The following is a 13,340-nucleotide window of genomic DNA, read 5'->3' as shown; positions in this document are numbered from 1 at the left end:
TGCTCAGTTTTTTGGCCGAATCCTGAAGGCAATCCGACATTTACCGGAAAGAAACCCAAAGCTGTTCCGGGGTCCTGCGTTGTCCGTTAGTGTTTCGCAGGTGAAGGCTATCCGTAGATTTACCGTCCGAACTGTTCTTCCCGAATCGATCCGGCCCCTGGCGCGGCTGGCCACCAACCTGCGCTGGTCGTGGCACCTGCCGACCCGGGAACTCTTCGAGCAGCTCAACCCGGCCGTCTGGGCCGAGAGCGCCCACGATCCGGTGACCTTCCTGGGCCTTGTCAGCAGGGAAGAGCTGCAGCGCCTCGCCGCGGACCAGGACGTGGTCCGCCGCGTCCATGAGGCCGCCGATGACCTGGACCGGTACTTGGAACAGCCCCGCTGGTACCAGAGCCTCGGCGACGACGCCCCGCGCTGCATCGCGTACTTCTCGCCCGAGTTCGGCATCACCGAGGTCCTCCCGCAGTACTCCGGCGGACTCGGCATCCTGGCCGGCGACCATCTGAAAGCGGCCTCGGACCTCGGCGTTCCGCTGATCGGCGTCGGGCTGCTCTACCAGGCCGGCTACTTCAAGCAGTCCCTCTCCCGCGACGCCTGGCAGCAGGAGACCTATCCCGTCCTTGATCCCGACGGCCTGCCGCTGACGCTGCTCCGCGAGGCCTCCCCGGACGGCAACGGCCGGCCCATCCAGATTTCGCTGCCGCTCCCCCACGGCCGCCGCCTGCTGGCGCACGTGTGGCGGGCCGACGTCGGGCGAGTCCCGCTGCTGCTGCTGGACTCCAACGTGGCGGGCAACGACGACGCGGCGCGCGGCATCACCGACCGCCTCTACGGCGGCGGCGGCGACCACCGGCTGCAGCAGGAGCTGCTGCTGGGGATGGGCGGCGTCAAGGCCCTGCGCGCCTTCCAGCGGCTCACCGGCGCCCCCGCGCCGGAGGTCTTCCACACCAATGAAGGCCACGCCGGCTTCCTGGGGGTGGAACGCATCCAGGAACTGATGTCCGGGGACAACCCGCTGAGCTGGGACGAAGCGCTGACCGCGGGCCGCGCCTCCACGGTGTTCACCACGCACACGCCGGTTCCGGCCGGCATTGACCGCTTCGAGACCTCGCAGATCGAGCACTTCTTCACCGCGGGGCTGGCCCCGGATGTCCCGACGTCCAAGATCCTGGACCTGGGCCGGGAGGACTTTGCCGACGGCAACCCGTTCGTCTTCAACATGGCGGTGATGGGGCTGCGGCTCGCCCAGCGCGCCAACGGCGTCGCGAAGCTGCACGGCGTCGTCTCGCGCGGCATGTTCTCGGCGCTCTGGCCGGGATTCGACCATGCCGAGGTGCCCATCACCTCGGTCACCAACGGCGTCCACGTCCCCACCTGGGTGGATCCGCGGGTGTCCCAGCTGGCGCGCGAGCAGTTCGGCTCCGACGCCGAGACGGAGGGCCGCTGGGATCTGGCCTACAACGTCAGCGACGAAGCCCTCTGGGCGCTGCGCCGCGAGATGCGGGTCTCCCTCGTGGAAGACGTCCGCCGCCGGCTCCGGGCCGCCTGGAAGAAACGCGGCGCCGCGGACGCCGAACTGTCCTGGACCGACTCGGTGCTGGACCCGGACATCCTGACCATCGGCTTTGCCCGCCGGGTGCCGACCTACAAGCGCCTCACACTGATGCTGCGCGATCCGGACCGGCTCAAGGCCCTACTGCTGCACAAGACGCACCCGATCCAGCTGGTGATCGCGGGCAAGTCGCACCCCGCGGACGACGCCGGCAAGAAGATGATCCAGGACCTGGTGCGTTTCACCGACGACCCCGCGCTCCGGCACCGGATCGCGTTCCTGCCCAACTACGACATCGCCATGGCCCGGACCCTGTTCCCGGGCTGCGACGTGTGGCTGAACAACCCGCTCCGCCCGCTTGAGGCGTGCGGCACGTCGGGGATGAAGGCCGCGCTCAACGGCTCGCTCAACCTCTCGGTGCTGGATGGCTGGTGGGACGAGATGTACGACGGCGAGAACGGCTGGGCGATCCCGACGGCCAACAACGACGCGTCCGCGGAGGAGCGGGACGACATCGAGGCCGCGGCCCTGTACGAACTCCTCGAAACCCAGGTGGCGCCGAAGTTCTACGGCCTCACCGTCTCCGATGAGGCCGGCGCCGCCGGCCCCTCGCAGCCGCGGACGCAGAAGGTTCCCACGCACTGGGTCTCGATGATCAAGCACACCATGGCGCACCTGGGCCCGGCCGTGTCCGCGGACCGGATGCTGCAGGACTACGTCAACGTTCTCTACCGGCCGGCCGCGGTGGCCGGGCGGCAAGCGTCGGCGGACAACTTTGCCGCAGCGAAGGAGCTCGCTGCCTGGTGTTCCCGGACGCGCGCCGCCTGGCCGCAGGTCCAGGTGGAACACGTCGATTCCGTGGGCGTGTCCGAGGACCCGCAGATCGGCGACGACCTGCAGGTGAACGCCTACGTGGCGCTGCATTCCCTGCCGCCGGAAGATGTGTCCGTGGAGGTGGCCTTCGGCCGGGCCGAAGACAGCGACGAGCTGACTGACGTCACCGTGGCCGAGCTGCAGTCCGTGGAGGACCTGGGCAAGGGCCGGTACCTGTTCAGCGGGACCCTGGTTATCGACCGGTCCGGCTCCTTCGGCTACACCGTCCGGGTACTGCCCAAGCACGAGGGGCTGGCGTCGAAGGCGGAGCTGGGCCTGATCGTTAACGCCTAAGCCGTTACCTCCGTCCCCGGTCCCGCAACCGGACATCCTCCGCGTGCTCGCTCGTTCCTCCCCACCGTCTCCCTAACCTCGCAAGCTCGGCCAGGGAACCCTGACGGCGGGGGCCCTGCTTAGACGCACGCTTCCGGATGACCGGCTTTGCGGGAGGCACTGCTCGTACCTCGCTTAGACGCACGCTTTCGGATCATTCCGCTTTCGACGTTGCTGAGCGCTTCGGGGGTGCCCGTTAGAGGCAGATGGTGATGACTTTGAGGTCGTTGCCTGCGTAGCGTTCGGCGTCCTGCAGGACTTCGCAGATGATTCCGAAGGCGCGGTCGGCGCGGAAGACGGCCGGGACCTGCCAGATGACGGTGACAGGCGGCTGCCCGTCCGCGCTGACGGCGTCGGCGAAGTCGTGCAGTGAATCGTTGAGGGCGTCCAGGTTCACGCCGTAGTGCTCGGGGAAGTCCAGGGCCTCGCCGAAGGTCTGCAGCACGGCCTTTTTGGAGTCCGCGGCCGGGATCACGAGGGACCGTCGGCCGGTGTCGTGGACCTGGGCCCGCAATTCCTCGAGGGTCCAGGTGTCGGCGGAGAAAATCTTCATAGTTCCTTACTTGCCTTCGGCGATGAATTTGAACGATTCGTAATGGTCTGCGGTGTAGTACTTCTCACCGGTTGCGCCGGTGACGATCCGGCGCGTTCCGCGACTGGTCACCCCTGGCGTCGGCACGGTGAATTCCCGGTAATATCCGGACGCTTTGCGCGGGAGTATTCTTTCTAAATTCTTGAAGGTGACGTTGTCCCGGGAATATGGGTAGGGCCCGCCGCGGGCGATCAGGGCCAGAACCCGCCGCGCTTCAGGGGGCAGGCTGGAAGCGTTGATTTCCGGCAGTCGGGAGGGATTGGCGACGCCAGACGACGGAACCGGGCCCGGCGCCGGGGCCCGGGAGGCGGTGGCGCTGCCGGACGAAGCGGCCCGGCCGTCCGCCGGCGGGGCGGTCCCGGTTTGCGGGATGCCGCCCAGCACGAACCCCAGCACCACGAGTCCCAGCAGCACGGCGATGAGGGCGGTCAGCCGTCGGGTCTTCATTCGTTGTTCCCCCATGCCGGGTGTGCGGGCACTTAAACGCGGTAGATGTTGATGCTGTTGGCCTGGACCACATCCCGCTCGCCGGAGGAGATTTGGACGCCTTGGCGGCGGTCGTGCAGTTCCGACGTCGTCAGCCGGAGTTCGTAGAGCCGGTGGGCGCCGCCGCCGTCCGCGGGAATGGCGGGGAGCGTGACCTTGACGTCCTGGGCGGAGCCGTTGACCACCACGAGGCCGTCGACACGGCCGTCGTCGGAGCCCAGTAGGAGCTGGACCACCCGGTGGCCGGGGTCCTGCCAGCGGTCCCCGGACATCGGTTCGCCGTGGGCGTCGAACCAGTGGAAGTAGGACTGCTGGTCCCGCGCGGGGTAGTCGTGCGGCTGGCCGGCGAGGAACTCCTTGCGCAGCCGGATCACGCGTTTGGTGCTGCGCAGCATCGCGTGGGACTCCGGGGTGCTGGTCCAGTCGATCCAGGTCAGCGGGTTGTCCTGGCAGTAGGCGTTGTTGTTGCCCTGCTGGCTGCGGCCGATCTCGTCCCCGGCGGTGATCATGGGCACGCCTTGGGAGATCATCAGCGAGGCCATCAGGTTGCGGCTGGTCTGGGCGCGCCGTGCGAGGACTTCCTCGTCTTCGGTGCGGCCCTCAAAGCCGTGGTTGTAGCTGCGGTTGTCGCCGTGGCCGTCGCGGTTCTGCTCCCCGTTGGCCTCGTTGTGCTTGCGGTCGTAGGAGACCAGGTCGGCCAGGGTGAAGCCGTCGTGCGCGGTGATGAGGTTGACCGAGGCCAGCCGGCTTCGCCCCGAGGCCGCGAACAGGCCCGCCGACCCGGACAGTGCGTCCGCGAGCCGCGCCACCGATCCGCCCTGCCCGCCGGCGTCGATCGCGGCACGGTCGGCCAGCCAGAACGTGCGGACGGCGTCGCGGAAGTGGTCGTTCCAGTCCACCCAGCCCGCGGGGAACCTGCCCGTCTGCCAGCCGCCGTAGCCAACGTCCCAGGGTTCGGCGATGAGCTTCGTTTCGGACAGCACCGGATCCGCTGCGATGGCAACCAGGAGGGGGTGCCGGGGATCGAACTCGTTGTTGGCATTGCGGCACAGGGTGACGGCGAGGTCGAAGCGGAACCCGTCGACGTGGAACTCGTTGACCCAGTAGCGCAGGGAATCCAGCACCAGTTGCACCACCCGGGGCTCGCCGAAGTTCAGGGAGTTGCCGCAGCCGGTGGTGTCCACATACTTGCCGTTGCCATCGTGGCGGTAGTACTCCAGCTCGCCCAGGCCGCGGAAACTCAGGGTGGGCCCGTCCGCGCCGCCTTCCGCGGTGTGGTTGTAGACGACGTCGAGGATCACCTCCAGCCCGGCGTCGTGCAGCAGTTTGACCATGCCCTTGAACTCGTCCTGCACGGCTTTCGGCCCCGCGTCCTGGGCCGCCTGGCTGGCGTAGCCGGGGTGCGGGGCGAAGAACGCGGCCGTGTTGTAGCCCCAATAGTTGGGCAGTCCGAGATTCTGCAGGTGCGGCTCGTCGATGTGGAAGTGGACGGGCAGCAGCTGCACGGCGGTGACGCCCAGCGAGACCAGGTGCTCGACCATGGCCGGGTGCGCCATTCCCGCATAGGTGCCCTGAAGGTGTTCCGGGATGTCCGGATGCAGCATTGTCTGGCCGCGTACGTGGGCCTCGTAGATGATGGTGTTGCGCCAGGGGGTGCGCGGTAAGTGGTCCACGCCCCAGTCGAAGTCGCCGGACATCCGCACGCTGGTGATGAAGTCCCCGCGTTCGTCCACGCCGCGGCCGTACGGATCCAGCAGCAGCGGCTGCCCGCCGTCGGCGTCGAAGTCCGGCGCCGGCACGGAGAGCGGGAGCGTTTCGGCCTCCGGCGAGGCGCGCAGGCCGTAGCGCGAACCGACCGGCAGTCCTTCGACGATGCCGTGGTGGACGCCGTCGGTGACGTTGGGCAGCGTCTCGAGCCGCCAGCTGCCGCCGGGCGCCTGGAAGGCGATGTCCAGGGTGGTCACGCCCGGGGCGTAGACGGCCACATTTGCGAAGGCACCACGAGGATCGTCCGTTGCCGGGGAACCCGTGCGCGGGACGCTGACACCGAGCGGAAACGGCCGCGAGGCGTCTACGGTGGTAGCTGAATCTACAAAGGACTTGACCATCGCTTAAAGCTTAGCCGGGGATGACAAATGGGCCCGGTCTCCGCTCCGCGGCGTGGGCCGCCGACGGCCCGCCCCGCATACTGGGAGTACACGCTGAACTGGAGGTAATTGTGCGGGTTGCACTGGCTCAAATCATCACCGGCCGCGAGCCGGACCGGAATCTGGACCTTGTGCGCGAGTACGCCGGCCAGGCCAAGGCCGGCGGGGCTGACCTCGTGGTCTTCCCCGAAGCGACCATGCGCGCCTTCGGCAACTCGCTGCTGGACATCGCCGAGCCCCTCGACGGCCCTTGGGCCGCACAAGTCCGCGGCATCGCGGCCGAGCTGGGCATCGTGATCGTGGCCGGCATGTTCACCCCCGGTACGACCGCCGCGGGCGACCGCAACGACCGCAAGGTCCGCAACACGCTCCTGGTCGCCGGTCCGGGAGTGGACACCAGCTACGACAAGATCCACCTCTACGACGCCTTCGGCTTCGCCGAGTCTGACACCGTGGACGCCGGCACCGAACCGGTCACGTTCGACGTCGGCGGCGTCACCTTCGGCCTGGCCACCTGCTACGACGTCCGGTTCCCTGACCTGTTTACGGAAAACGCGGAGCGCGGCGCCGCGGTCAACATCGTTTGCGCTTCCTGGGGTGCCGGGCCGGGCAAGGTCGAGCAGTGGCAACTGCTGTCCCGGGCCCGCGCCGCAGACTCCACCACCTTCGTGCTGGCATGCGGCCAGGGCGATCCCGCCAGCGTCGGCCTCGAGACGAAGGGCTCCGCGCCCACCGGCGTCGGGCACTCCGCCGTCGTCTCCCCCTTCGGCGACGTCCTCCAGGAGCTCGACGGCGCCCCCGGCCTGCTCTTCGCCGACCTGGACCCCGCCGTCGTCGACGACGCCCGCACCAAACTCCCGGTCCTCGCCAACCGCCACAAGTTCTAGACGACCCTCCCGCAGATCCGGCGGTTCAAACCCAAACGCTCCCGCAGATCCGGCGGCTTAAACCCAAACGCTCCCTCACCTCCGGCGGCTTAAACCCAAACGCTCCCGCAGATCCGGCGGCTTAAACCCAAACGCTCCCGCACCTCCGGCGGCTTAAACCCAAACGCTCCCGCACCTCCGGCGACTTAAACCCAAACGCTCCCGCACTCGAGGTGAGGGAGCGTCCCGCCGGAAAACCACCACAACTGCGGGAGCGTCCCGCCAGAAGCCACCACAATTGCGGGAGCGTCCTCCCAGAAGCCACCACAACCGCGGGAGCGTCCCACCGGAAGCCACCACAACTGCGGGAGCGTCCCACCGGAAGCCGCCAGAAGTGCGGGAGCGTCCCACCGGAAGCCGCCAGAAGTGCGGGAGCGTCCTGCCGGAAGCCGCCAGAAGTGCGGGAGCGTCGGTTACTTGGCGGCTCGTTGGCGGGAGATCTCGTAGAGGGAAATGCCGACGGCCATGGAGGCGTTGAGCGATTCCATGGCGGAATCGATCGGGATGGAGACGATCTGGTCGCAGTTTTCGCGGACCAGGCGGCTCAGGCCCTTGCCTTCGGATCCGACGACGATGCAGACCGGCTCGGTGGCCAGGGCGAGGTCCGGCAGCGAGACGTCGCCGTCGCCGTCCAGGCCGAGGACGTAGATGCCCATGTTCTTGAAGGCCTTAAGGGTGCTGTTCAGGTTGGCGGCGCGGGCCACGGGGACGCGGACGGCGGCGCCGGCGCTGGTCTTCCAGGCCGAGGCGGTGACGCCGACGGAGCGGCGTTCCGGAACAATCACGCCGTGACCGCTGAACGCCGAGACCGAGCGGATGATCGCGCCGAGGTTGCGCGGGTCGGTGATGCCGTCGAGCGCGACGAAGAGCGGCGCGTTGGCGACGTGGCCCTTCTTCCAGCTCTCGATGGTTTCCTCGGCCAGCTCGTAGGCGTCCTGGTACTCATACGGCGGGATCTGCAGCACGAGGCCCTGGTGGATGGCATCGTCCGTCATCCGGTCCAGTTCGGGCTTGCCCGTTTCGAGCAGCGGGATGCCGCGTTCGGCCGCGAGCTTGAGTGATTCCTTGACCCGGTCGTCCATCTCGATCCGGATCGCGACGTGCAGGGCCTTGGCGGGGATGCCCGCGCGGAGGGCCTCGACGACGGAGTTGCGCCCGGTGACGACTTCCTCGGTGGCACGGCCCTTGGGTCCGGACCGGGCGCCGGCACCGGCGCTGCGGGCACCCGTCCCGCGCTTGGCGGCAGAGCGCTCCGCAAGCTGCTTGTTCTTGTGGGCCTTGTGGTACGGGCGGTCCTCCGCTTTGGGCGTGGGGCCCTTACCCTCGAGGGCTTTACGGCCGTGACCGCCGGTCCCGACGGTGGGGCCCTTCTTCAATTTGACCGAGCGGCGACCGTTATTGGCCATGAGTTTCACCCTTTTAACTACGCGATTCGTTGATAAGTCTGAACTCCAGTCTACTGACTCGCGTTAAATCCTCGACCGCACGGTCCCCCGGCGGCCCGCCGTAGCCGGCGGGAGTGCGACAGGGTCAGCCGCGCTTGAGGCTCCAGCTGGCGCCGTCCGCGCCGTCCTCGACAACGACGCCGGCCGCCGCGAGGGTGTCGCGGATGGCGTCCGAGGCGGCCCAGTCCTTGCCCGCGCGGGCCTGCGCGCGGGCGGCGAGCTGGGCCTCGACCAGGACGCCGAGGGCGGCGTTGGCCTGTTCGTCGGCTGCCGGCGTCGCCGTGTCGCTGAGACCAAGGACACGCAGCATAGCCGTGACGCTGGCCAGTGCCTGCCGGGCGTCGTCTAGATCGCCGGCGGTGAGCGCCGTGTTGCCGGCGCGGACGGTGTCATGCAGGACGGCGAGCGCCTGCGGGACGTTGAGGTCGTCGTCCATCGCGGCGGCGAACGCGTCCGGAACGGCGCCGGCTTCGTGGCCGTCGTTACCGCCAAGGGCCCGGACGGCGCGGCTGATGAAGCCATCGATCCGCTCCACCGCGGCCGCGGCTTCGCTCAGCGAGGTGGGCTGGTAGTCGAGCACCGAGCGGTACTGCGCCTGCCCGAGGTAGTACCGGACCACCCGCGGCGGTGCGAGTTCTAGCATTTCGGCGGGGCTGACGGTGTTGCCGATGGACTTGGACATCTTTTCGCCGGCGTAGGTGACCATGCCGTTGTGCATCCAGAAGTTGGCGAAGCCGTGGCCCGCGGCCTGGGACTGCGCCATCTCGTTTTCGTGGTGCGGGAACCTCAGGTCCAGCCCGCCGCCGTGGATGTCGAACTCGGTGCCGAGGTACTTGGTGACCATCGCGGAGCATTCCAGGTGCCAGCCCGGCCGGCCGGCGCCCCACGGCGAAGTCCAGCTCGCCGTCGTCGGCTCCCCCTCCTTGTGGCCCTTCCAGAGCGCGAAGTCGCGCGGATCCTTCTTTCCCCGGGGGTCGGCGTCGGGAGCTCCCTGCATGTCATCGAGCTTTTGCCGGGTCAGTGAGCCGTACTTGGCCCAGGAGCGCACATCGAAGTAGACGTCGCCGGAATCATCCAGGGCCGGGTAGGCGTGGCCGCGGTGGATCAGCTGCTGGATCAGCGCGTGCATCTCCGGGATGTGGCCCGTGGCGCGCGGCTCATAGGTGGGGCGGGTGACGCCCAGGGTGTCGTAGGCCTTGAGGAATTCCTGCTCGTAGCGGTAGGCCAGGGCCCACCATTCCTCCTCGCGGACAGTGCCCGGCTCGCCGTCGAAGCCGGAATCGAACGATTCAGCGGACTTGGCTAGGATCTTGTCGTCGATGTCGGTGACGTTGCGGACCGCGGTGACGCGGAAGCCGCGGTACTGCAGCCAGCGGGTGAGCTGGTCGAAGGCGATCGCGGAACGGATGTGCCCGACGTGCGGCATGCCCTGCACCGTGGCGCCGCAGTAGTAGAGGCTCACTTTGCCCGGAACCAGGGGGACGAAGTCGCGGACTTCGGCGGATGCAGTGTCGTAAAAGCGCAGGGTCACCGCTCCAGATTAGCCGATGCCCGGGAGGCCGGTCCGGGGACTACTTGCAGTGCTGGCCAATCTTGTCCATCTGCTGCCTGAGCTGTGTCAGCTGCGCGGAGGTCTGCCTGCCGGTGGGGCTGTCCCCCACCTGTTTCATGACGTCGGCCATCTGCTGGATCGGCTCGGCGACCTCCGGGGCCACCTTGTCCGCCACCTCCTGGTAGTGCTGGCCGATCTGGCTGGCCTTTTCCTTGTCGCTCCCCTTGGGCACAAAGGTGTCGGTGTTGAGGAACTTGCAGCTTTCCTCAACGCTCATCCGGGGCGTGGTGGTGGCCGGCGGCGTCGCGGAGCCGGCGCACCCGGACAGCAGCGTCCCTGCGACAAGGACAACAACGGGAAGCAGCTTTTTCACGGGAGGTCTCCTGACAGTTGCGGAGGGTTGTCCCTTAAGCGTAGGCCCGTTTGCCCCGCCGGGCCCCGCCGGGAACCGCCGCGCTCAGCCGGCCGGATAAACCAGCGCCGTGGCCGTGGCGGCGATGCCTTCGCCGCGGCCGGTAAAGCCGAGGCCGTCACTCGTGGTGGCTGAGACACTTACCGGTGCGCCGGCGGCCGCACTGAGGACCCGCTGGGATTCCTCCCGGCGCGGGCCGAACTTGGGCCGGTTCGCCACAAACTGCACGGCGATATTGCCGATCTCGAAGCCGCCGGCGCGGACAATCCGGGCGGCCTCGGCCAGCAGGGTGACGCCCGAGGCTCCGGCGTATTCGGGGCGGTCGGTACCGAAGTGTGTGCCCAGGTCCCCGATCCCGCACGCTGAGAACAGCGCATCCGCGGCGGCGTGGGCCACCGGGTCGCCGTCGGAGTGGCCGGCAAGGCCCCGCTCGCCTTCCCAGTGCAGGCCGCCGAGCCACAGCGGCTGCGGCGCGTCGTCGGGGGCGTAGGCGTGGACATCGATGCCGATCCCTGTCCGCGGGATCAGCATGCCGGGCTGCGGCTGGTCCGCGGGCATGTTCAGCCCTCCACCCAGCGTGCGCCCAGCGGACCCTCGAGGAGGCCCTCCGCGAGGATCAGGTCCAGCGGCGTGGTGATCTTCAGCGACTGGCTGGCGCCGCGCACGGCGTAGACCGGAACGCCGAGCAGTTCCACCAGCATGGCGTCGTCCGTGACGGCGGCTGCGCGTGCGCCGTCGAATCCCGCGGCTTCCTGATGGGCCCGCCGCAGGGTGGTGAGCTCGAAGCCCTGCGGGGTCTGGACCGCCCGCAGCACCTCCCGGGCGGCGGTGCCGGTGACCACTTCCGGAGCGATGCCGGCGTCGGCGCCGTGGGTGGCATCCACCGTCTTGACGGTGTCCACCACGGGCATCACCGGGATCACGGCGAGGGCGCCGGCTTTGAGGGCGGCGGCCACGCGGTGGAAGACGGATTCGGGGGTGAGCGCCCGGGCGGCGTCGTGGACCAGGACGGACTGGGTGCCCGGCGCGAGCGCGGAAAGCGCGGCACGCACGGATTCGGCCCGGCTGGCACCGCCGTCGACGACGGTGACATCCGGCAGCTGCACGGCAGACCCGGATGCGACGGTGCGGCGGTGTTCGGCGTGCAGCTCGGCGGCGAAGGCCTCGCACTGGGCCCGGAGTTCCGCCTCCCCGGGCGGGAGTGCTACACAGATCTGGTGCGCAATCCCGGCCGCGGCAACGCCCCGCAGGGCGTGCGTGAGGATGCTGTCGCCGCCCAGCGGCACCTTGGCCTTCGGCATGCCGTAGCCCAGGCGCTGGCCGGATCCGGCGGCGACGAGGATGACCGCGGTGACGGGAGCTGTCGATGCAGTGTTCATGCGGACAAGACTACGTCCCGGCGCGGGGCCCCGTCGGTTTTGGGCAAAAAGAAGCCCCGGCGGCCGTTACGCCACCGGGGTTCGATTCTTGGTTAGGAAGCCAGGACCTCGTCGAGAACGCTTGCGGCCTTCTCTTCATCAGTCTTTTCAGCCAGTGCCAGTTCTGAAATCAGAATCTGGCGGGCCTTGGCCAGCATGCGCTTCTCTCCTGCGGAGAGACCCCGGTCGTGATCGCGGCGCCACAGGTCGCGGACGACCTCTGCCACCTTGATGACGTCACCGGAAGCAAGCTTTTCCAGGTTTGCCTTGTAACGACGCGACCAGTTGGTGGGCTCTTCAGTGAACTCGGCTCGCAGCACGTCGAATACGTGCTCCAAGCCTTCTTTGCCCACTACGTCCCGGACCCCAACAAGGTCAACGTTTTCTGCTGGAACTTCAATGGTCAGATCACCCTGAGCCACCTTGAGCTTGAGATACATCTTCTCTTCGCCCTTGACAGTGCGCATCTTGATTTCTTCAATTTTGGCTGCACCGTGGTGAGGGTAAACTACTGTCTCGCCGACCTCAAAAACCATGTGGACATTCCCCTTTCCCGCAGACCAGTTTATCACGATTAAGGCATACAACTGCCATGGATCGTGCCCCGAAACCCCGGAAATCCGCGGAAAATGGCCTGAATCAGCCCCTTAAAACCCTTGACGAATGCGGATAATAGTGCATTGGCCACCCGCTGCCAAGGGCCTGGAGGTTCGACGGCGAACGCGCCTTGGGCGACCGGCCGCCGCGCCCGGGGGGACCGGAAATGTGTACCGGAAGGGTGCCCCGGCGGGCGGCCCCGCACCGGCCCGGCACATCGCACGGGCGACTATGTGTACTCCCCCGAATCCGCGTTTGAGGCCCAATGCGGATAGGCTATGGCTGAATAATGTTTCAAGACTCTCAAGGAGTGCGTGACGTGCGTTTCACTGCGATGACCCGGGGCCGGCGCGGCAAGCTGGCAATGGCAACGGCTGCACTTGGCATTGGCCTGCTGTCGGTGACCGGCTGCGGCTATATCAATGCCCAGCAGACCACTGAGCAGTACTCGGCGTCGGACGGGACCCGGACCGACCTCGGACCGCTCCAGCTCCGCAACATGATGATCATCTCCGACGGCGAGGACAAGCCGGGCCGCGTGATCGGCGCCGTGTACAACACCTCTGCCAACGATGTGAAGCTCACCATCAACGGTGCCGGTGGATCCCAGACCCAGGTTCCGGTGAAGAAGAACTCCTACGTCCTGCTGAACGAATCGGCAGATCCGGCCATCCTCAGCACCTCCGGAGGCAAGCCCGGTTCCCTGGTGGAGGTCACGATCCGCGAAGACGGCACCAACCTGGACGCCAAGTTCAAGATGCCGGTCCTGGACGCCACGATCACGGACTACAAGCAGTACCTGCCCAGCGCCGAGCCCACCAGCTCCGGCACCGCCACCGGTACGGCCACGTCGACTCCGTCGGAGACTCCCTCGGAAACTCCGTCGGAGACTCCGTCGGCCACCCCGACGCCGTAGCACTCACGTACCAAAGGAGCGGCACCCGCGCGGGTGCCGCTCCTTTTTGGCTTAAGTGGCCCAGCTCCGCGGCCACGGTCGCGCCGTCCGC

The 13,340-nt window shown here is 67.9% G+C and carries 12 protein-coding genes; 3 read left to right on the top strand and 9 right to left on the bottom strand.

The annotated features are described in order from the left end of the window. Positions 1–100: 100 nt before the first annotated feature. The gene (glgP, locus tag AC1MED_RS03650; RefSeq protein WP_479785473.1) at positions 101–2,719 is read left to right on the top strand and encodes an alpha-glucan family phosphorylase; all 2,619 of its coding nucleotides are present in this window, start codon (positions 101–103) and stop codon (positions 2,717–2,719) included. Positions 2,720–2,954: 235 nt separating this feature from the next. On the opposite strand, the gene AC1MED_RS03645 is transcribed toward glgP, so the two are convergent. From AC1MED_RS03645 to glgX, 3 genes are read right to left on the bottom strand one after another with little or no spacing between them, the layout of a single operon-like run. Further along, positions 2,955–3,311, bottom strand: a complete 357-nt coding sequence (locus tag AC1MED_RS03645) for a barstar family protein (protein WP_479785472.1) — start codon at positions 3,309–3,311, stop codon at positions 2,955–2,957. A 6-nt stretch (positions 3,312–3,317) separates the two neighbouring features. Beyond that, the gene (locus tag AC1MED_RS03640; protein WP_479785471.1) at positions 3,318–3,797 is read right to left on the bottom strand and encodes a guanyl-specific ribonuclease; all 480 of its coding nucleotides are present in this window, start codon (positions 3,795–3,797) and stop codon (positions 3,318–3,320) included. Positions 3,798–3,829: 32 nt separating this feature from the next. Continuing rightward, on the bottom strand, positions 3,830–5,944 hold the full coding sequence (gene glgX, locus AC1MED_RS03635) for a glycogen debranching protein GlgX (RefSeq protein WP_479785470.1): 2,115 nt from the start codon (positions 5,942–5,944) through the stop codon (positions 3,830–3,832). A 110-nt stretch (positions 5,945–6,054) separates the two neighbouring features. Between glgX and AC1MED_RS03630 the strand changes: the two genes are divergently transcribed. Next, complete coding sequence (locus AC1MED_RS03630; protein ID WP_479785469.1) at positions 6,055–6,870, top strand: carbon-nitrogen hydrolase family protein; 816 nt, start codon at positions 6,055–6,057, stop codon at positions 6,868–6,870. Between the two features lie 452 nt (positions 6,871–7,322). On the opposite strand, the gene rlmB is transcribed toward AC1MED_RS03630, so the two are convergent. The 6 genes from rlmB to AC1MED_RS03600 form a co-directional block, all read right to left on the bottom strand. Further along, positions 7,323–8,315, bottom strand: coding sequence for a 23S rRNA (guanosine(2251)-2'-O)-methyltransferase RlmB (gene rlmB, locus AC1MED_RS03625; protein WP_479785467.1), 993 nt, complete (start codon positions 8,313–8,315; stop codon positions 7,323–7,325). A gap of 124 nt (positions 8,316–8,439) precedes the next feature. After that, positions 8,440–9,885 carry a cysteine--tRNA ligase gene (gene cysS, locus AC1MED_RS03620; protein ID WP_479785465.1) on the bottom strand — a complete coding sequence of 482 codons (1,446 nt, stop codon included), beginning with the start codon at positions 9,883–9,885 and terminating at the stop codon, positions 8,440–8,442. A 40-nt stretch (positions 9,886–9,925) separates the two neighbouring features. After that, positions 9,926–10,279 (bottom strand): hypothetical protein, encoded by a 354-nt coding sequence (locus AC1MED_RS03615; RefSeq protein ID WP_479785464.1) that lies wholly within the window; start codon positions 10,277–10,279, stop codon positions 9,926–9,928. An 84-nt stretch (positions 10,280–10,363) separates the two neighbouring features. Further along, entirely contained in the window at positions 10,364–10,849 is a 486-nt protein-coding gene (ispF, locus tag AC1MED_RS03610) for a 2-C-methyl-D-erythritol 2,4-cyclodiphosphate synthase (RefSeq protein ID WP_346960850.1), read from the bottom strand. A 29-nt stretch (positions 10,850–10,878) separates the two neighbouring features. Further along, positions 10,879–11,697, bottom strand: a complete 819-nt coding sequence (gene ispD / locus AC1MED_RS03605; RefSeq protein ID WP_479785463.1) for a 2-C-methyl-D-erythritol 4-phosphate cytidylyltransferase — start codon at positions 11,695–11,697, stop codon at positions 10,879–10,881. Between the two features lie 92 nt (positions 11,698–11,789). Beyond that, complete coding sequence (locus tag AC1MED_RS03600) at positions 11,790–12,272, bottom strand: CarD family transcriptional regulator (protein WP_026266570.1); 483 nt, start codon at positions 12,270–12,272, stop codon at positions 11,790–11,792. Between the two features lie 395 nt (positions 12,273–12,667). On the opposite strand from AC1MED_RS03600, the gene AC1MED_RS03595 reads away from it, so the two are divergent. Continuing rightward, positions 12,668–13,249, top strand: coding sequence for a hypothetical protein (locus AC1MED_RS03595; RefSeq protein WP_479786538.1), 582 nt, complete (start codon positions 12,668–12,670; stop codon positions 13,247–13,249). The last annotated feature ends 91 nt before the right edge of the window (positions 13,250–13,340 follow it).

It is taken from the genome of Arthrobacter sp. BI5 (genome assembly GCF_056680065.1).
The sequence above is the reverse complement of the archived record's forward strand: the minus strand, read 5'-3'. Positions and strand labels throughout refer to the sequence as shown.